We start from the raw sequence: 19,692 nt of genomic DNA on the forward strand, positions 1-19,692 counted from the left end.
CAAATGTAAATACATTATGTATATTTGTGCTATTTTTGTACGATTAAAGTTAACGAAGAACAAGGATGGAACAGACGACTTCATACGATTTGTTGAATAAGATAGATAGCCCTGAGGATTTACGGAAACTTTCTGTCGAGGCGTTGCCGGAGGTCTGTCATCAACTGCGCAATAAGATTATAGATGAGTTATCTTGCAATCCGGGACATTTTGCGTCCAGTCTGGGGGTTGTAGAACTGACGGTAGCTCTTCATTATGTATATCAGACGCCCTACGACCGCATTGTTTGGGATGTGGGTCATCAAGCCTACGGGCATAAAATCCTGACGGGGCGTCGCGATCGTTTCTATACCAATCGAAAATTAAACGGCATTTGTCCTTTCCCTTCTCCTGCGGAGAGTGAGTATGATACTTTCACTTGTGGGCATGCATCTAATTCAATTTCTGCGGCACTCGGAATGGCTGTAGCGGCTGCCCGAAAAGGAGAAGATAACCGTCATGTGGTGGCGGTTATCGGCGATGGGTCCATGAGTGGCGGCTTGGCTTTCGAAGGCTTGAACAATGCATCTTCTACTCCGAATAACCTTCTGATTATCTTGAACGATAACAATATGGCCATCGACCGTAGTGTGGGAGGTATGAAGCAGTATTTGATGAATCTGCATACCTCCGAAGGATATAATCGGTTGCGGAATGCGTTGTCGCAGAAACTTTACCGTTTGGGAATTTTGAACGATGAGCGCCGGAAGAGCCTGATACGTTTCAATAACAGTCTGAAATCCATGCTGATGCAACAGCAGAATATCTTTGAGGGACTGAATATCCGTTATTTCGGTCCGATAGACGGACACGATGTGACGGCCCTGACAAGGGTGTTGCGAGAAATCAAGGATATGAAGGGTCCGAAGCTGCTGCATATCCATACCCGTAAGGGAAAAGGCTTCAAGCCGGCGGAAGAATCGGCCACGGTATGGCATGCTCCTGGCCTTTTTGATAAAGAGACCGGGGAACGTATTGTTTCCGATACCACGGGGATGCCTCCCTTGTTTCAGGAAGTATTTGGAAATACGTTACTGGAACTGGCCCGGAAGAATGAGAAGATTGTGGGTGTGACACCGGCTATGCCATCAGGTTGCTCCATGAACATTATGATGAAAGAAATGCCCGACCGGGTATTTGATGTAGGTATTGCAGAAGGTCATGCCGTTACTTTCTCCGGTGGAATGGCGAAGGAGGGTTTATTGCCGTTCTGTAATGTATATTCTTCTTTCATGCAGCGGGCATACGATAATATTATCCATGATGTGGCCATTCAGAAGTTGAATGTGGTGCTCTGCCTGGACCGTGCCGGCTTGGTGGGAGAAGACGGACCTACCCATCATGGGGCTTTTGATATGGCTTATCTGCGTCCGATACCCAATCTGGTCATTGCCTCTCCTTATAATGAACATGAATTGCGACGGTTGATGTATACGGCACAACTTCCCAATATGGGACCTTTTGTCATCCGTTATCCTCGTGGACGAGGTGTGCTGACCGACTGGGAATGCCCGTTGGAGGCAGTAGAGGTGGGCAAAGGAAGAAAACTGAAAGATGGAACCGATTTGGCTGTCATTACCATCGGACCGATAGGCAATAAGGCCGCTGCTGCGATAGACCGGGCCGAAAAGGAACTGGGTTGCAGCGTGGCTCATTATGATTTGCGTTTCTTGAAGCCGTTGGACGAAGAACTACTGCATGAAGTCGGAAAGAAATTCACACGTATATTGACCGTGGAAGATGGAGTCCGTACCGGCGGTATGGGTAGTGCCATACTGGAGTTTATGAGTGACCATGGCTATTGTCCACAGGTGAAGCGACTGGGGTTGCCTGATCGTTTTGTGCAGCATGGTCCGGTCAAGGATTTGTATGCCATTTGTGGCATTGATGAGGAAAGTATATTAAACACAATTACTCAGATAATCAAGATATGAAAATTATTATAGCAGGTGCGGGTGCGGTCGGTACTCACTTGGCCAAACTGCTTTCGGGCGAAAAACAGGATATTATCCTGATGGACGAAGACGAGGGCAAACTGAGTGCCATGGGAAGCAACCTGGACCTTATGACGGTAAACTTGTCGCCCACTTCCATTAATGGTCTGAAAGAGGCTGGAGTAGCTGGAGCAGATTTGTTTATCGGGGTAATGCCCGATGAGAGTCGCAATATGACAGCTTGTATGCTTGCCACCAGTCTGGGCGCGAAGAAGACTGTGGCTCGTATTGATAATTATGAGTACCTGCTGCCTAAGCACAAGGAGTTTTTTGCCAAATTGGGTGTACATTCCCTGATTTATCCGGAAATGCTGGCAGCCCGTGACATTGTAGATGCCGTAAAGATGAGCTGGATTCGGCAATGGTGGGAATTTGCCGGGGGGGCGTTGGTTCTGTTGGGAACCAAGATGCGCGAGCAGGCAGAGATTCTGAATGTGCCTTTGCATGAGCTGGGAGGAAGAAACATACCTTTCCATATTGTAGCCATCAAGCGAGGGAATGAGACGATTATTCCGCGTGGTGATGATGTGATTAAGTTGAATGATGTGGTCTATTTTACGACGACCAAGAAATACATTCCTTATATCCGTAAAATCTCCGGAAAAGAGAATGAGGCGGATGTGCGGAATGTCATGATTATGGGCGGAAGCCGCATTGCTGTACGTACGGTGCAATACATGCCTGAGTACATGAAAGCCAAAATTATTGAAAGCGATCTTGCCCGGTGTAACCGGTTGACAGAACTGGTGGACGATGGAGTCATGGTGATTAATGGAGACGGGCGTGACATTCAGCTTTTGCTGGAAGAAGGCATCAAAAACACAGAAGCCTTCGTGGCACTGACAGGTAATTCTGAGACCAACATCCTGGCCTGCCTGGCTGCCAAACGGATGGGAGTGACCAAAACGGTGGCGGAAGTGGAAAATGTGGATTATATCAGTATGGCTGAGAGTCTGGATATCGGAACGGTCATCAATAAGAAATTCATTGCGGCCAGTCACATTTACCAGATGATGCTCGACGCGGATGTGTCGAATGTGAAATGTTTGACTTTTGCCAATGCGGATGTGGCAGAGTTTATTGTCAAGCCGGGAGCGAAGATTACAAAGCAGCCGGTAAAAGATTTGGGCTTACCGAAAGGAGCTACGATCGGTGGACTGATTCGGAATGGAGAAGGTATTCTGGTTACCGGTAATACTATGATTCAGGAAAACGATCATGTGGTGGTTTTCTGTCTTGGAATGATGATTAAACGGTTGGAAAAATATTTTTAACAGCCTTTTCTCGTGCTGTAGTGGTAGACGAATGAGTCTGGATACGTTATCCCAAATAAAAAGACTATGGAATTACGTATGCAGACTCATTTGCTTTTTGTCCTGTGGACCTGTGTGTTTCTTTTTTCCGGATGTGGTACTTATCCGGTGGAGGAAGAACCTGAAACGGTAGAGACCGTTGACTCTTGTGAAATGGATGTCACTTTATCCAATGCTTCGCTTTTCACTTCCCTTTATCCTTTACATCTTTATTTGTTTGATACGAAAGGAGAGTCCGTCTGGAAGGAAGAGATTCAGAATCAGGCGGAGTGGCCTGTATTATCTCAGATAGCCGGAGACTATGTGTTGACGGTAATCTCTGGACTTTCATCCGAAGATTACCTGCCACCGATGAGTTTGAACTCCAGGCAGATGCTGACTTTTGCGCAGGGAAATTATGCACATACGCCACTGGTGATGGGGAAAAATTCGGTACGGCTGAGAAATGATGTCAGGGTATCGGTTTCCTTGTCGTATGCAGTAGCCGCTTTATATTTGTCTTTTGAGGGAATACCCGATGAGGCGGTAGAGGTGGAGGCCCGTATTTCCCCCGTCAGTTCCGGAATTACTTTTGAGGGGAACAGGAGTAATGACGGTCAGTTTGCTTCTGTGGTATGTCAAAAAGAGAAAAATGCCTGGAAAGCAGGCCCGATTTATATTCTTCCTTCCGAGAGTACTCAGACGCATCTCTCACTCAATGTCAAGACAGAGGCTGAAGAAACCGTATATGGTTATTTTTTCAATTATTCATTGGAGGCTGGAAGACCATATCGTTTTGTCAGTACGGGCAAAGGAGAGATTACGTTGGAAGGAAATGCGGCTGTTCAGGACTGGGTGACAGAAACCTTTGAAGAATTCCCTTTTGAACATATGACGCAGGAAGACGACTGGGACCAGCCGGAGGTAGAGGTGCCGGGAGAAGAGGAAGGAGGAAGTGAAGATATAAATGGGGGCAATGCAGATTCGGACGAAGATGCAGGAGGTACGAACGAGGATGGAACAGTCGGCGGAGATTCCGATGTGTTAGTATCAGAGGAGTTGCCTGAATCGGAAAGTATCTGGGGACCTTTCTTTGTGTGGAAAGTAGAGGCTGTTTCTACGAGTGAAGTCATCGCTACGTTGGTTTCTCCCCGGCAGTGGTTATTGAAGAGAGCGGAGGCTATCCAGGTTTGTGAAGCGTATGAAGTGGACGGAATCACAGGATGGAGAACCTTTACCACGGAAGAGGCAAAAGAGTTCCGCGACCAGTATGATGATACGATACTTACACTGAGCGATATGTTGTGGGATAATGGATTGGACCGTTTTAATAAATATGATTGCCGTTATTTGTGTAATGACTTTCATTCAACCTTCTGTTTTTATAATACTAAAATTCTAAACTCTGGAGAGACAGTAGAATACGCGTTACGTTTAGTCAAACAGGTACGGATAGAAAAGGCGAAATAGAATTCAGACATAAAAAATCCCGTCACCTGGCTGAAGGAGCCTGTGGTGGCGGGGATATATCGTTAAATCAAGTGTTGGGCTTCCAGTTCTTTGGCCACGTTTTCCACTTCTTCATACCATGCCTCTCCAAATTTGCGGATAAGCGGTTCTTTCAAGAACTTATAGACCGGCAGATTTTCTTTTTTCCCCAGCAGTACCGCTGACTTGCATACATCCCAGCGATGATAGTTCAGCGCTTTATACGGACCGTAGTCGCTGACACGGATGGGGTAGAGGTGGCAGGAAATCGGTTTGTAGAAGCTGCATTTCCCTTCGCGGAATGCTTTTTCGATGGCACAATAGCAGAAGCCTTTTTCATCGTAGCAGGTAAACACACAGTCTTTTCCGTTGACAATGGAAGTGACCAGGTCGCCGTCTTGGTCGGTGTAGACCACTCCCTGCCGGTTGATGACTTCCTGGGCTTCCGGTGAAAGGCTGTCCCATATCACGGGAAGCACTTCTTCCAGCTTTTCCACTTCTTCCAGTTCTACAGGGGCTCCTGCATCCCCTTCGATGCAACATTCTCCCTTGCAGGCATTCAGGTCGCACAGGAATTTTTCTCTGAAAATGTCCAGGCTTACTATTACGTCGTCAATCTGTACCATACGTTCATTTTTTTGCACGGCAAAGATACGAATCTTCTGCCATATCCCGTCAGGTCTCGGTCGAAAATCGGTGCATAACCTTGGGATAACTTCTGTTTTCCAAAGGTGGCGGGCCGGGAAAAATATACTACCTTTGCAGTCCGAAAAAAGAAAGAGGTAGATATGTTGTTGCCCTATTTACATAAAGAGTTGGTGGAGGCCGGATGTGATGAGGCCGGACGCGGTTGTTTGGCCGGAGCAGTCTATGCGGCAGCCGTCATTCTGCCTCCCGGATTCCGCAATGAAATGCTGAACGATTCCAAGAAACTGACGGAAAAGCAACGCTATGAATTGCGTACGGTCATTGAGCAGGAAGCTACGGCGTGGGCGGTAGGAGTGGTATCACCCGAAGAAATTGATAAAATCAACATCCTGAATGCCTCTTTCCTGGCTATGCACAGGGCCATTGCCCAGTTGAAGGTGGTTCCCCAGCATCTATTAATTGACGGTAACCGCTTCAATCCTTATCCGGGTATCCCGCATACCACTATTGTAAAAGGAGACGGGAAATACCTTTCCATTGCGGCAGCCTCCATTTTAGCAAAGACGTACCGTGATGATTACATGAACCGTCTGCACGAAGAATATCCGATGTACGACTGGAAAAGCAACAAGGGCTACCCTACCAAGAAACACCGTGCCGCCATCGCCGCTTACGGTACGTCTCCTTATCACCGGATGAGCTTTAATCTGTTAGGCGACGGCCAGCTTTCCTTCGATTTTTAAGATGTGGAAAACAAGACAGCCTGTTAATAACCTGTCGAAGTTATTAACAAGCTGTTGAAAACTCTGTTTGTTTTACACCGTTTCCTGGATGGACAGAAAGAAAAATATGCCTGTAGCTATCATCAGGAAACCAATCAGGGCGTAGAACCAGCGGGCTTGTTTCCGTCCCACATTTCTCACAATAAACTGGGTGTTCTTTGCCGTGAAAAACCAGTTCCAGTTGCAGATGGCCGCCAGTAGGGACAAGAGCCCTACCAGGACAAACAAGGCCTGGATGAAATAGTGTACTCCCATTTTTAATCGTTATTCTCGTCGAAACGTACCGTGCGGGTACCGTCTTCGTTTTCGTCGATGTGTACGCTGACTGCATCTCCCGGAAGCAATTCTTCAATCAGTTCCGGCCACTCGATGAAGCAGAGTGCGCCGCTGTAGAAGTAGTCTTCATAGCCCATGTCGTACACCTCTTCCAGTTTCTTGATGCGGTAGAAGTCAAAGTGATAAATCAGTTCTCCGTTTTCATCCGAACGGTATTCGTTGACAATGGCGAATGTCGGTGAGTTGATAACGTCCGTCACGCCCAGTTCTTCGCATACGGCCTTGATAAAGGTTGTCTTTCCTGCCCCCATCTTTCCATAGAAGGCAAAAACCGTGTTGTCACCCATGGCTGCGATGAATTTCTTGGCAGCTTCGTGGATGTTTTCCAGTGAATCAATTTTTATTTCCATATACTGTGGTTTTAACTTGAATGCTTATATTACAAAATTAGGATAAATCTCAATCATTGTGCTCTTTTCTTACGGAGCATGCAAAATAATTTGGCAGCTACATAAATCAAGATGGATACGAAAATGATGGCCGCTCCTGAAGGTACCCGCAACTGGTACGACAGCAACAGTCCGCCCAGGCATCCCAGGTAGCCGATGCCGATGGAAAGCCAGATGATGCGTTTGAAGCTGTACGTAAAGAGGTTGGCCGTCATCTGCGGAAGCGTCAGCAGGGAAATGGCCAGTACGATACCCACCATCCGGAGACAGGCCACGATGGTCAGGGCAATGAACGCCATCAACGTATATTCAAAGGCACTCACGGGAAGGCGTTGGGATCGGGCAAATTCCCGGTCGAAGGCGATGGCCGTGATGGGCCGGAGAAACAGAGAGAAGAAGACTATCAGTACCAGGCTCAATGCCACCAGCAAGTAGATGTCGCCTCGGGTGATGGTCAGGATATTGCCGAAGAGGAACGAAGAAAGGTCGGGCGTGAAGCCGGGAGCTAAGAAGCTGAAGATAATTCCCACGGCCATACCGAATGTCCAGAACACGGCAATGGCCGAATCTTCACGCATGTCGTTGCGCTTGCTGAGCCATTCCACGCCGAAAGCCGACAGCACTGAAAACACCGCCGCACTCAGAATCGGAGAGATACCGGCGTAGAGTCCGATACCGATGCCTCCGAATGAGGCATGCGTGATACCCCCGCTGATGAATACCAGCCTTCGGGTTACGATGTACGTACCGATGATGCCGCAGGCGATGCTGGCAAAAAGGCTGCCCAGCAAGGCATGCTGGAAAAACGTATAATGCAACAATTCGAGGATATTCATGGGCCAGTGAGGAGGTTAGTGGAAACGGCGTTCCCCGACTATCAGGAACAGCTCGTCTTTCAGTTCGTCGGGAATCTCCACGCCACGGAGTTGCAGGCTGCGGCACCATCCGGCCACTTCCTCCTCCTTCATGGTGTACATGATTTCCCGGAATTCATCAATCTCTTCTTCCGTATAGGTATCCGACGGATGTCCCTTGAAACGGTCCAGTTCTTCATCGTCGTAATACTCAATCTTTTTGCTGACGGCTGCCAACAGACTCTCTTTTTCGCAGACCTGATGCTGTCCGCAGCATTCCCCGTCCACCGTCTTGACTTCCGGGGCTTCGGTCAATTCTCCACGGTCGATTTTCTTTTGTATGGAACGGTTATAAAAGTATCCGGCCACCAGTCCGAAGAGAACGACTCCAATTAATACAATGACTAAAATCCACATGATACAATCAATTTTGAGTGAAATGGAAACCTGCCTTCTGCAAATCTTCCCAGAAACGGGGATATGATTTGGAAACCACCTGCGGATTGCGTACACACAAAGTTCCTTCCCGCAGGACAGCCGGGGCAAAGGCCATGGCCATGCGGTGGTCTTCGTACGTGTCGATGACCGGTGGGTTCTGTGGTTCGCACCGTTGGCCTGTCCATGAAAGTACGGAACCGTCGCTTTCTTCCAGCACGTAGCCCAGTTTGCGCATTTCTGCGATTAAGGCTGCCATACGGTCGGTTTCCTTGATTTTCAGACTTTGCAACCCCGAAAAGCGGAAAGTGACTCCCAACATGGCACACGTCACCACGAAGGTCTGCGCCAAATCGGGCTGGTTCACGAAATTATACTCCATGTGCTTCACGCAGGAATGGGTCTGATAGAGTGTGACAGTCTGTCCTTCCCTTTTTGTACCGACCCCCAGCTGCTCGAACAGTTCGGCCACCTTGGAATCGCCCTGCGGACTCTGATTAAAAAGTCCCGGAAGGCTTACGGTAGCATCCTGTGTGGACAAAGCTACTATCTCATACCAATAGGAAGCCGCACTCCAGTCGCTCTCTATATAATAAGGTAAGGCCTGATAGGGAGTAGGTGCCACATGAAGACTGCAATCGGAAGTCCATTCCACTTCTGCTCCGAAATCCCGCATTACCTTCAGCGTCAGGTTGATGTAGGGACGTGACACGATTTCCCCACTGAGGGTCAGGTCCAGTCCTTTCTCCAGCATCGGGCCGATCATCAGCAAGGCCGAGATGTATTGGGAACTCACATTTCCCGGAAGGGTCAGACGGCTGCCTGTCAGGGGCCGTCCGGAAACTTTCAGAGGAGGGTAACCTTCGTTTTCCACATACTCGATGTCCGCTCCCAAGCTCCGCAAGGCATCCACCAAAATCTGGATGGGACGTTGCCGCATCCGTTCCGTGCCCGTCAGAATATGCGTGCCGGGAGTCACTGAAAGGTAAGCGGTCAGAAAACGCATGGCAGTTCCCGCTGCCATGATGTCAATGACTTCCGGCATGTGAGCCAGTGCTTCGGTCATGACATGCGTATCGTCGCAGTCGGACAAGTTCTCCAGTTTGCATGGACTTTGTGCCAGCGCGTGGATAATCAGTGCCCGGTTACAGATACTTTTGGACGAGGGCAACTGAATGGTTGCCTGTATATGTTCCGGGGGAGTGAGGGTTATGCACTTCATGTTCAATCAAATCTTTGAATCGCAAAGATACATAATTTTATGCACTCGCATCACCCGTCTCCTTATAAAATCTCATTCCTTCTCCGTAGGTGTATTGATAGTTTGGGAAGTATGGCTGGCGATGTATTCGCCCGGTTTCATGCCAAACTGTTTCTGGAAGCACTTGCTGAAGTACGACGGGTTGTTGAATCCCACCATGTAGCTCACCTCGTTGATGCGGTACTGGTTCTCCAACAATAGGGAGGCCGCTTTCTTTAACCGGATAATCTGAATCATCTCGTTCGGCGTGGTGTTGGCCAGCCCTTTTATCTTGACGAACAGTCCCGAACGGCTGATGCACAGTTTCTCGGCCAGAAAATCCACCGAAAGCTGGTCGTTGTTCAGGTTCTCTTCAATCAGATGGTTCATCTTTTCCAGGAACACCTTGTCGGTTTGGTTGGCGGCGATGGAATTGATGGAAACGGTCGGCATTTGCGAGAATTTCTGTCTCAGTTGCAGGCGCAGTTCCAGCAGGTTCTTGATGCAGGCTTCCAGGTATTGCAGGGAGAACGGTTTTTCGATGTACGCATCCGCCCCGCAGTTCATGCTGGTAATCTTGGCATCCGTACCGGTTTTGGCCGTCAGCAGGATGAACGGGATGTGACTTGTCATCTGGTTGCTTCGTACCGCCTTACACAGGTCAATACCGTTCATGTGCGGCATCATCCAGTCGCTGATAATCAATGATACCTCCTGCTCTTTCAACTTATGCAGTGCCTCGGTACCGTCGGATGCCGTTACAATGGTGTAGTTGCTCTGGAAATGGGAGGACAGGAAATGAAGCATGTCCTCGTTGTCGTCCACAATCAGCATGATGGGCAGCACTTTGGCTTGAGGGGTCGCATCATGCTGTTCGGGGATAATGTCTTCGGGTAGCGGGCCAGCCGATAAGATTTCTCCGTTTTCGGTAGCCTGTTTTTCTTGTTTTTGTGGAAGAGTAATGCTGAATACAGAGCCTACACCTGGTTGTGAGGTCACTTCCACTTTTCCGTTATGAGCTTCTACGATACCTTTTACGATGCTCAGTCCGATGCCCGTGCCCGGTTTGTTTTCGGATGCCTGATAGAAAGGCTTGAAAATCTTGCCCAGCTCCTCTTCATTCATTCCTTTCCCATTGTCTTTCACTTGAATGGAGAATAACTGCTGCTCAGGTTGTGCCTCGAAACGGACCTCAATCATATTTTGCGTATACTTGTTGGCATTGGTCAGCAAGTTGCTCAGCACTTTTGTGATGGCCTCGTTGTCCACGTCGGCATGGAAATCCTTGTCCGGATAGACCACGGAGAAACTGACTCCTTTCTGGTGAAGGGTCGGGGAGAAGCGTTCGCACACGCTTCCCATCAGCTCCCGTATGGATTGCGAAGTGAAGCGCATCCGCATCTCCTTCTGTTCCACTTTCCGGAAGTCGAGTAGTTGGTTCACCAGATAGAGCAGGCGCTGGCTGTTACGGTCGATGATTTCCAGTTCCTGCCGCTCGTTGGATGGGATGTGTGTGGATTGCATCACTTTCTCCAGCGGACCGATGATCAGGGATACCGGCGTACGGATTTCGTGGGCAATCATGGTGAAGAAATTGATTTTTGCTTCGTGTATTTCTTTTTCTTTCTTGCTGTTCAGTTCGTCGATGGCCATGGCATGTTTCTTTTCACTCCGGCGCACCACGTAGCGCAGCAGTAGTCCGATGGAGAGGACAAACAGCAGGAAGTAGCCGATTTTGAACGGCAGTGAAAAGTAGAACGGGGGATGTACAATGATACGGATGGAAGTACCTTCTTCGTTCCATACGTTGTCATTGTTTGAGGCCTTGACCCGGAAGGTATAAGTACCTGCCGGCAAGTTGGTGTAGGTGGTGCTGTGTTGAGGACCTACATAGTTCCATTCCTTGTCGAAGCCTTCCAGAATGTAGGCATATTGGTTTTTCTGTGGAGTGCAGTAGCTCAGTGCCGCATAGGTCAGCGTGATGACATTGTCTTTGTAGGGAAGATGGATTTCTTCCAGGTGGTCAATGGCTTCTGGCAAGATGCCCCCTTCTTGTGTTTCTATTTTTTTGTTAAAAATTTCCAGTCCGGTCAGTACCACATTCGGCTTTTGCGTGTTCAGTTTCAGTTGGTGCGGATAGAATGTATTGAAGCCGTTGATACTGCCGATGAAGAATTCTCCGTTGCGGGTTTTCAGGGCTGAGGCCATGATGAAGGCTTCACTTTGCAGTCCGTCACTCTTGGTGAAAATCTGTGTGGCTCTTGTGGTGGGCGTGTATTTCACCAGTCCTTTGGCCGTAGTAAGCCACAGACAGTCTTCTCCTTCTAAGATAGCATTGATGCATTCGTTGGGTATGTTCAGGGGATGATAGGAGAATGTGTTCTTGAGAGGATTAAATAAGTAAAGTCCTTCTGCAGTGGCTACCCACAACTCATTTTCACGGTTAATACAGATATGGTTAATAGTTGGGCAGTTCAGCCCTTCAGATTCGCCATATTTTTTCCATACCTGATTCTGTGGGGAGAATTTAAAGACTCCTTTACCTTGGGTGGCAATCCAGATGTTGCCTTTGGCATCTTCTGCTATTGCAATAATCAGGGCATCCAGGTTCTTGACTCGTGTAAAACTATTGTTCTGCGGATTATATAAACAGATTCCGCTCATAGAGCCGGTCCAAATTTGTCCGTGACTGTCCTGAAAAATGCAATAGATACTGCTTTCGTCCAGTCCGTTTTCTCCACTGTATCTTCGGATGTGCCCGGTGGCTGTCTGCAAGACGTATATTCCGTCGCTATAGGTACCAATCCAGAGTTCTTTTCCTGTATAGCACAAGGCATGGACATTTTTGTGGGTCAGTTGCTCCCTTCCGGGAAAGTTGACAAACTGGCCCTGAGATGGAGAATAGCAACTCACTCCCGCATCGTCCGAGCCAATCCATATCTCTCCGTTTTCTCCTTCACAGAAACGGCTGATGATTTGTCCGTTGAAAAAAGGAAAATTGTCCGTCCCGGAATACCCTATGAATTGTCCGCAATAAGGGGGAAGGTAATTCACACCGTTGTAGTAAGTGCCTATCCATACACCACCTTCCCGATCTTTTAGCATCGGATAAATGAATTTGTCGGACAAGGACTCGTTGCTCTCTCCGTATTGGTCGTAAAGGAAACTTTCCTGAGTAATCGGGTTAAAGATGGTCAGGCCTTCGTCGGAGCCTATAAAGAAAGTTTCGGGAGAGTATTCCAGGAGGGAATGGATGTGCCGTATGCCTATTCCTTTTTCAGAAACTAAAAACTTCTGTACTTCGTGTGTTTGTGGATTTAACTTCCAAAGCCCTTTTTCCCAAGTCCCAATCCAAAGGTTATGGGACGAGTCTTCACAGAGAGCCATGGAATATACTCCTGTAGATTCTCCTTTGATGGAAAATTCTTCAAACGTATTATGGGCTTTGTTGAGCCGGCAGAGTTGATAAGGACCGGATACCCAGATGTTGTTTTGAGTATCGTTCAATATACGGATAATGATATTGTTATTCTGAGGAATTTCATATTGTATCAGTTTGTGGGTTTGAGTGTTATATTGAAATACGCCTTGCTTGCGGGTGGCAATCCATATATTCTTTTCCTTATCTTGAATAATATGAGTTATCCATGAGGCTATGCTTGTATTATCGATTGTTTTTTCCAGAAAGGGGGTAAAGTTGTCCTTTACCTGGTTGTAGATATACACTCCGTTTTCTGTGCCTAACCATAATTCATTGGTGTTGGTCTCGCAGATGGCATTTATGGAACTGGCATGAAAATCAGGATAAAGTGGGTTGTTTTTTTGATAGAAGACAAATTGATTCCCATCAAATCTGCTTAGTCCATTATCTGTTCCCAGCCAGATATATCCTTTCTGGTCTTGCAGAATGGAGGCTATGCCATTGGAAGAAACCCCATTTTCGATGTTGTAATGGCGGAATTGGAAGTGAGTGGGAAGCGTGGCATTTCCACATAGGCCGACTAACAGGAAAATGAATAAGCAATAAAGTGTCCTCATACGTATACCTTTTTAAAAACTGTGCAAAGTTCATTAAAATAGATGAATAAGGCATATAAAATAATTTAAAAAAGATAATGTAAGAGTCTAATTGTGGAATTTCCAAAATGAGGATGGGAAATCAGTTGGAACAGGCCTTTCGTTTTTGTCGTATGTCTTGGTATTTTTTTTAAGAAGGAGGTGATGTCTTTTATGTTTCCTTATGCGAAAACGTATGTTTCCCACAGCGGAAACGTACGTTTCCCGATAGAGAAACGTATATTCTCCTTGCGGGAAACATAAAAGTTGCAAGGAGGAAATGCTTTTTATGGCAAGGCGTTTTTCGTTTTACGGTGTAGGGGTGGATTTTCTTCTATTTTACCTTCATTAGGTTTGGGAAAAGGATGATAAAATCGTCCGAAGATATGCTATAAAAGTCTATTTGTATTTATATAATATATTTATTTACAGCATGTTATGTGTTTGTAAAATATTTCTTTCCATGCGACTATTTTTGTAGCTGAATGGATGATATTTTTACCCATCTTTCTTACTAAAAGCTACTTTTGCTAAAAGAAAATAAAAACCCAATTTATACAAAATGAAGAACAGACTTTTGATATTGATGAGTGGAATCGCAGTGGTGGGAATTACTTCCTGTACCAAGCCTGCTTATCAACAGCCGGATGCTCCGATTCAGGAGGTCCCGTTTACCCAAGTACATATTAGTGACGGTTTTTGGTCGCCTCGTATTGAAACGAACCGTACCGTTTCTATTCCTTCTGCGTTTAAGGAATGTGAGAAAAACGGTCGTTTCGACAATTTCGCCATTGCGGGTGGATTGAAAAAAGGAGAGCATCGCGGGGATTTCTCTTTCGATGATACCGATCCTTATAAAGTAATAGAAGGTGCCTCCTATTCACTGGCTGTGAAATATGATCCTAAATTGGACCATTACTTGGACAGTGTGATTAATATCATTGCGGCAGCTCAGGAACCGGACGGCTATCTGACCACCTGCGTCACCAACAAATGCTACCGTCTTTCCGGATGGTGGGGACGTTCCAAATGGGAAAAACTGAACAGCCATGAACTGTATAACAGCGGTCACATGTACGAGGCTGCCATCGCACACTATCGGGCAACGGGCAAACGAACCTTCCTCGATGTGGCTATCAAAAATGCCGACCTGGTATGCAAGGTATTCGGTCCGGGCGAGGGACAGAAGCACGTGCCGTCGGGACATCCCATCATCGAAATGGCATTGTGTAAATTATATAAGGTAACGGGCGACGAGAAATACCTCAACATGGCGAAGTATTTCGTGGAAGAAACCGGACGCGGTACCGACGGTCACAAACTGAGCGAATACAGTCAGGACCACAAACCGATTCTTCAGCAGGATGAAATCGTAGGTCATGCCGTACGTGCCGGATATCTTTATTCAGGTGTGGCCGATGTGGCAGCCTTGACTAAGGATACCGCTTATTTCCATGCCTTGACCCGTTTGTGGGACAATCTGGTGAGCAAGAAATTGTATATCACCGGTGGTATGGGATCTCGGGCACAGGGAGAAGGTTTCGGACCGAACTATGAATTGCAGAACCATACCGCTTACTGCGAGACTTGTGCCGCCATTGCCAATGTGTACTGGAACTACCGTATGTTCCTGGCTACCGGTGAATCCAAATACATGGATGTGCTGGAACGAGCTTTGTATAATGGAGTAATTTCGGGTGTGTCATTGAGCGGTGACAAGTTCTTCTATGACAATCCGCTGGAATCCATGGGTGAACACGACCGCCAGCCTTGGTTTGGTTGCGCTTGCTGTCCGGGTAATATCACCCGTTTCATGGCTTCCATTTCCAATTATGTATATGCCACTCAGCAGAACGACATTTATGTGAACCTGTACATTCAGGGAAAAGCAGAAATGAAGACGGCCGACAATAAAGTAACACTGGAACAGACCACCCAATATCCGTGGGACGGCAAGATTGCCATCAAAGTCACTCCAGAGAAAGAAGGTAAGTTTGCCATCCGTCTGCGTATCCCCAGCTGGGCAAAATCGGCTCCGGTAGCTTCCGACCTGTATGCGTATACAGATGCTGCTAAGAAATATACGTTGAAAGTCAACGGTTCCGACGTGAAAGGCATGGAAGGTGACGGTTACGAAACGCTTGTCCGCACCTGGAAACCGGGCGATGTGATTGAATTGGATTTGCCGATGGATGTCCGTCGTATCACGGCCAACGACAAAGTGGAAGTCGACCGAGGTATGGTAGCTTTGGAACGCGGTCCGATTATGTTCTGTCTGGAAGGGAAAGACCAGCCCGACAGCATCGTGTTCAACAAGTTCATTCCGCGTGACGCCAAGATAAAGGCTACTTACGATGCTAACCTGCTGAAAGGGGTAATGGTATTGAGCGGAACTGCTAAGGAACTGGGTAAGGACGGTAGTGTGAAAGATGTACCATTCCGTGCCATTCCTTATTCTACATGGGATAACCGCGGGTCTGACCAGATGGAAGTCTGGATTCCGGAGACGAAGGAATACGCTACTCCGACACCGGAACCGACCATCGCTTCCAAGGCCAAGACATTTACTATTCAGGCCGCTATCCAGAAAGATGCACCCGAATCGGCAGCCGTAATGTCATATGCATGGGGTGTGAACGACCAGTGGGAACCCAAACGTTCTTCCGATACTTCCAAACCTTATTTCTACTGGTGGTTGAAAGACGGAACACTGGAGTCTCTGGCCTACGAGTTTGACCAGCCTTACACGGTTTCGAAAGTAGAAGTCTACTGGCTCGACTTTGACCATTACGACGGCAATTTCCGCGTACCGCAAAGCTGGAAGCTCTATTACAAGAACGGAAATTCCTGGAAAGAAGTAGAAACTAATGATCAATATGGCGTAGAAAAAGACAAGTACAACGTAGTCAACTTCAAGCCGGTCAAGACTACCGGATTGAAAATCTCTGCACAGCTTCAGAAAGGAGCTTCGGGAGGTATTATAGAATGGAAAGTAGAGTAATTTATTAATCCTTAAATACAAACAAGATGATTACACATTTAAATCGCATGTTGTTTAGTCGTGCATTTGTAAAAGTGTCGGCATGTGTGGCGCTTTCTGCAGGTTGCCTGCCTGTGGCAGCTTATGCGGAATCCAATGGAGCACCGGTGGTAGAGGCTGTGTTGCAGCAGAAAGCCATTTCCGGTACGGTAGTAGATTCAAAAGGTGAAGCCATTATTGGTGCGAATGTAATGGAAAAAGGTACCACGAATGGTACGATTACGGACCTTGATGGTAAATTCAGTTTGAATGTATCGGCGAAAGCGGTACTTCATATCAGTTACATTGGTTATAAATCGCAGGATATTCCTGTGAGCCAATTGAAGAAAGGAGCTGTCATTACGTTGAAGGAAGATACCGAAGTGATGGATGAAGTAGTGGTGATTGGTTACGGTACGCAGCGTAAAGGCGATGTGACCAGTGCGATTGCTTCTGTGAAGGCGGAAGATTTTACGGCAGGTAAGATTACCGATGCAGCCGACTTGGTAAAAGGTAAGATTGCCGGTTTGAGTGTGACCAATTCTTCTGGTGACCCGACAGCCACTTCCAGCATCATGTTGCGTGGTATTACTACCATTAAGGGAAGTGTCACTCCGTTGGTGTTGGTGGATGGAGTAGAAGGTTCACTTACCACGGTGGCTCCCGAAAACATTGAATCCATCGATGTGTTGAAAGATGCGTCTGCGGCAGCAATTTACGGTACACGAGGTGCGAACGGTGTAATCTTGATTACAACCAAGACGGGAAGACGTGAATCCAAGGCGAGTGTTTCATATTCAGGCTATGTTTCTTTGTCAGACTGGTTTAAGACAGCAGATTTCATGGATACGCACGACGTGATTTATGGGCTGACTCCGTTTGAATACGAAGGTTATGATACAGACTGGCTGGCAGCCGTTACCCGTAAGGCCGGTTTCAAACACAACCATTCTTTGTCTATTGAAGGAGGTTCCAAAAATTCTACTTATTCTGCCAACGTGACTTTCAGCGATGAACAGGGTATCATGCGGAAGAGTGACAACCAGAACCTGAAAATGCAGATGGACTATACTCAATATGCCTTGAATGACATCTTGAAGTTCAACGTCAATATGTTGTATGGCCGTCAGACCTATACGAACAATAACAACTCGTATGTCTATCGTCAGGCCATCATCCGCAACCCGTCTTCACCGATTTATAATGAAGATGGTTCTTACAATGAGAACTTTGACAAGCTGTATTACTACAATCCGGTAGAAATCCAGAATGAGCTGATTGGAGATACAAGAGTCAATTGGGCTCGATTGACCGGAAATATTACCGTAGAACCCATCAAGGGGTGGAAAACAAACTTGATGTTGTCTACCAAAGAGAATATAACCCGTGGAGAAACGTATTATTCAAGTAAATATTACGACCAGGCTCAACAGAAAGTGAACGGTTATGCTTCGAAATCTGAAGGAAGTTCCCGGAGCAACAACTTGGAACTTACGTCAAACTATGATTTTTCTATCGGAAAACATCATGTAAATGCATTGGTCGGTTATAGCTACTTGTACACCGTAAACGATGGATTTAGTGCTGGAAACGGTGATTTCCCGACTGAGGCCTACTTGTATAACAACTTGGGCTTGGGTAATTATCTGACAAATGAGAAAGCACCTCACGCTTCAATGGGGTCTTATAAAAACGACAATACATTGATTGGTTTCTTCGGACGAGTCAGTTATGGTTATGCCGACCGTTATAATTTGATGGTGAGTGTACGTCGTGAAGGTTCTTCCAAGTTTGGTGCCAACAATAAATGGGGTACCTTCCCTTCTGCTTCTGCCGGATGGACAATCAGTAATGAGAAGTTCATGCAGAACACCAAGCATTGGCTGGACAACTTGAAGTTGAGATTCGGTTTTGGTGTGACAGGTGTGATACCGGGTGATTCTTATAAGTCACTGTATTTGTATAATTATGATTCATACGGTGATGTGATGTCACAAGACGGTGAATGGATAAAGACTTTGGCTATTGTCCAAAATTATAACCCGAATCTGAAGTGGGAAACCACTCGTGAGTTCAACCTTGGTTTGGACTGGAGCGTATTGAGTGGCCGTTTAAGCGGTTCTATCGATGTCTATGACAAGAAGACATCTGACTTGCTGTATGACTACGCTGTTCCTGTACCACCTAACTTGTATGGTACAACAACTGCTAACGTAGGTCAGATGCGTAATCGTGGTATTGAAATTATGATTAATGCTATTCCGGTACAGACGAAAGATTTTGAATGGAGTACGACATTGACACTTTCACATAACAGCAACAAACTGTTAAGCCTTTCTAATGATTTGTATGAGACGGATAACTTCCAAGAATTGTATGGAGGTTTGGGTGAACCGATCAGTACCCCTACTCACTGTATGGAAGTAGGGCATCGTTTGGGCGATTTCTGGGGCTTGAAGTCCGTGGGAGTAGATAAAGACGGATTTGTCTTGGTAGAAGTAAAAGATGATAATGGAAACTGGACAGTGAAACCTTTCAATACCAATTTGAATGTGGAAAGTAACCGTCAGCGTTTGGGTAACGGTCTGCCGAAGGTCTATGCCGGATGGAACCATACCTTCCGTTACAAAGGTTTTGATTTGAGCTTGCAGTTCACTGGACAGTTCGGTTATCAGATTTTGAATGCACAGCGTTGTTTCTACGAAAACAACTCCATTGCCTACAACCGTTTGAAATCTGCCGCCAACTATTATCCGGCAATCAATACGGATATGACTCCTGTAATTGACGAAGCTACGGGTGAACAGAAGATGGTTCGTCTTTCAAATTCCATGTCACAGGGTTATTGGAGTGACCATATTGAAAATGGTGATTTCGTAAAATTGTCAAGTGCAACTATTGGCTATACAGTGCCGTTGAAAGGAAATCTCCGGAAATATATAAATAATTTACGAGTTTATGTATCAGGCCAGAACCTGTTCTGTATTACGGGATATTCAGGTCTTGACCCGGAAGTGGACAATGCCTTTATGACACCAGGTGTTGATTATCAGGATAAATATCCGACCACTCGTTCATTTACTTTTGGCTTGAATGTTAACTTTTAATTGATGTAGATTT

At 46.6% G+C, this 19,692-nt stretch carries 13 protein-coding genes; 6 read left to right on the forward strand and 7 right to left on the reverse strand.

All coding sequences use genetic code 11. From position 1 onward, the window contains the following. Positions 1–65 precede the first annotated feature (65 nt). From dxs to RDP42_RS04650, 3 genes are all read left to right on the forward strand, one after another. Positions 66–1,973 (forward strand): 1-deoxy-D-xylulose-5-phosphate synthase, encoded by a 1,908-nt coding sequence (gene dxs / locus RDP42_RS04640; protein WP_308762732.1) that lies wholly within the window; start codon positions 66–68, stop codon positions 1,971–1,973. Then, on the forward strand, positions 1,970–3,307 hold the full coding sequence (trkA, locus tag RDP42_RS04645) for a Trk system potassium transporter TrkA (protein ID WP_308762733.1): 1,338 nt from the start codon (positions 1,970–1,972) through the stop codon (positions 3,305–3,307). The genes dxs and trkA overlap by 4 nt, the downstream gene beginning before the upstream one ends. Positions 3,308–3,373: 66 nt before the next feature. Further along, positions 3,374–4,795 carry a FimB/Mfa2 family fimbrial subunit gene (locus RDP42_RS04650; RefSeq protein WP_308762734.1) on the forward strand — a complete coding sequence of 474 codons (1,422 nt, stop codon included), beginning with the start codon at positions 3,374–3,376 and terminating at the stop codon, positions 4,793–4,795. Positions 4,796–4,857: 62 nt separating this feature from the next. Here RDP42_RS04650 and RDP42_RS04655 read toward each other — a convergent pair whose 3' ends face one another. Beyond that, positions 4,858–5,439 (reverse strand): DUF3109 family protein, encoded by a 582-nt coding sequence (locus tag RDP42_RS04655; protein ID WP_308762735.1) that lies wholly within the window; start codon positions 5,437–5,439, stop codon positions 4,858–4,860. Positions 5,440–5,601: 162 nt separating this feature from the next. On the opposite strand from RDP42_RS04655, the gene RDP42_RS04660 reads away from it, so the two are divergent. Further along, the gene (locus RDP42_RS04660) at positions 5,602–6,204 is read left to right on the forward strand and encodes a ribonuclease HII (protein WP_308762736.1); all 603 of its coding nucleotides are present in this window, start codon (positions 5,602–5,604) and stop codon (positions 6,202–6,204) included. Positions 6,205–6,276: 72 nt separating this feature from the next. On the opposite strand, the gene RDP42_RS04665 is transcribed toward RDP42_RS04660, so the two are convergent. The 6 genes from RDP42_RS04665 to RDP42_RS04690 all read right to left on the reverse strand — a co-directional run bounded on the left by RDP42_RS04665 (position 6,277) and on the right by RDP42_RS04690 (position 13,535). Continuing rightward, positions 6,277–6,498, reverse strand: a complete 222-nt coding sequence (locus RDP42_RS04665) for an immunity 17 family protein (protein ID WP_308762737.1) — start codon at positions 6,496–6,498, stop codon at positions 6,277–6,279. A gap of 2 nt (positions 6,499–6,500) precedes the next feature. Further along, positions 6,501–6,929 carry a tRNA (adenosine(37)-N6)-threonylcarbamoyltransferase complex ATPase subunit type 1 TsaE gene (tsaE, locus tag RDP42_RS04670; RefSeq protein WP_022354878.1) on the reverse strand — a complete coding sequence of 143 codons (429 nt, stop codon included), beginning with the start codon at positions 6,927–6,929 and terminating at the stop codon, positions 6,501–6,503. A gap of 53 nt (positions 6,930–6,982) precedes the next feature. Next, a complete protein-coding gene (locus RDP42_RS04675; RefSeq protein WP_303915263.1) occupies positions 6,983–7,804 on the reverse strand; it encodes a metal ABC transporter permease in 822 nt (273 codons plus the stop codon). A 15-nt stretch (positions 7,805–7,819) separates the two neighbouring features. Beyond that, positions 7,820–8,239, reverse strand: a complete 420-nt coding sequence (locus RDP42_RS04680) for a phospholipase (protein ID WP_204476078.1) — start codon at positions 8,237–8,239, stop codon at positions 7,820–7,822. 7 nt (positions 8,240–8,246) lie between these two features. Further along, positions 8,247–9,479: a 3-phosphoshikimate 1-carboxyvinyltransferase gene (locus tag RDP42_RS04685; protein WP_308762738.1), complete on the reverse strand. Its 1,233-nt coding sequence runs from the start codon at positions 9,477–9,479 to the stop codon at positions 8,247–8,249. Between the two features lie 72 nt (positions 9,480–9,551). Continuing rightward, the gene (locus RDP42_RS04690) at positions 9,552–13,535 is read right to left on the reverse strand and encodes a two-component regulator propeller domain-containing protein (RefSeq protein ID WP_308762739.1); all 3,984 of its coding nucleotides are present in this window, start codon (positions 13,533–13,535) and stop codon (positions 9,552–9,554) included. Positions 13,536–14,115: 580 nt separating this feature from the next. On the opposite strand from RDP42_RS04690, the gene RDP42_RS04695 reads away from it, so the two are divergent. Together RDP42_RS04695 and RDP42_RS04700 are read left to right on the forward strand one after the other, a co-directional pair. Beyond that, positions 14,116–16,554 carry a glycoside hydrolase family 127 protein gene (locus tag RDP42_RS04695; RefSeq protein WP_308762740.1) on the forward strand — a complete coding sequence of 813 codons (2,439 nt, stop codon included), beginning with the start codon at positions 14,116–14,118 and terminating at the stop codon, positions 16,552–16,554. 26 nt (positions 16,555–16,580) lie between these two features. Beyond that, positions 16,581–19,679 (forward strand): TonB-dependent receptor, encoded by a 3,099-nt coding sequence (locus RDP42_RS04700; protein ID WP_308762741.1) that lies wholly within the window; start codon positions 16,581–16,583, stop codon positions 19,677–19,679. Positions 19,680–19,692: the final 13 nt, after the last annotated feature.

Source organism: uncultured Bacteroides sp. (genome assembly GCF_902472605.1).
Taxonomy (GTDB): domain Bacteria; phylum Bacteroidota; class Bacteroidia; order Bacteroidales; family Bacteroidaceae; genus Phocaeicola.

Coding starts and splice junctions, on each gene's coding strand:
- dxs (WP_308762732.1), top strand. CDS start 66: ATGGAACAGACGACTTCATACGATTTGTTGAATAAGATAGATAGCCCT.
- trkA (WP_308762733.1), top strand. CDS start 1,970: ATGAAAATTATTATAGCAGGTGCGGGTGCGGTCGGTACTCACTTGGCC.
- RDP42_RS04650 (WP_308762734.1), top strand. CDS start 3,374: ATGGAATTACGTATGCAGACTCATTTGCTTTTTGTCCTGTGGACCTGT.
- RDP42_RS04655 (WP_308762735.1), bottom strand. CDS start 5,439: ATGGTACAGATTGACGACGTAATAGTAAGCCTGGACATTTTCAGAGAA.
- RDP42_RS04660 (WP_308762736.1), top strand. CDS start 5,602: ATGTTGTTGCCCTATTTACATAAAGAGTTGGTGGAGGCCGGATGTGAT.
- RDP42_RS04665 (WP_308762737.1), bottom strand. CDS start 6,498: ATGGGAGTACACTATTTCATCCAGGCCTTGTTTGTCCTGGTAGGGCTC.
- tsaE (WP_022354878.1), bottom strand. CDS start 6,929: ATGGAAATAAAAATTGATTCACTGGAAAACATCCACGAAGCTGCCAAG.
- RDP42_RS04675 (WP_303915263.1), bottom strand. CDS start 7,804: ATGAATATCCTCGAATTGTTGCATTATACGTTTTTCCAGCATGCCTTG.
- RDP42_RS04680 (WP_204476078.1), bottom strand. CDS start 8,239: ATGTGGATTTTAGTCATTGTATTAATTGGAGTCGTTCTCTTCGGACTG.
- RDP42_RS04685 (WP_308762738.1), bottom strand. CDS start 9,479: ATGAAGTGCATAACCCTCACTCCCCCGGAACATATACAGGCAACCATT.
- RDP42_RS04690 (WP_308762739.1), bottom strand. CDS start 13,535: ATGAGGACACTTTATTGCTTATTCATTTTCCTGTTAGTCGGCCTATGT.
- RDP42_RS04695 (WP_308762740.1), top strand. CDS start 14,116: ATGAAGAACAGACTTTTGATATTGATGAGTGGAATCGCAGTGGTGGGA.
- RDP42_RS04700 (WP_308762741.1), top strand. CDS start 16,581: ATGATTACACATTTAAATCGCATGTTGTTTAGTCGTGCATTTGTAAAA.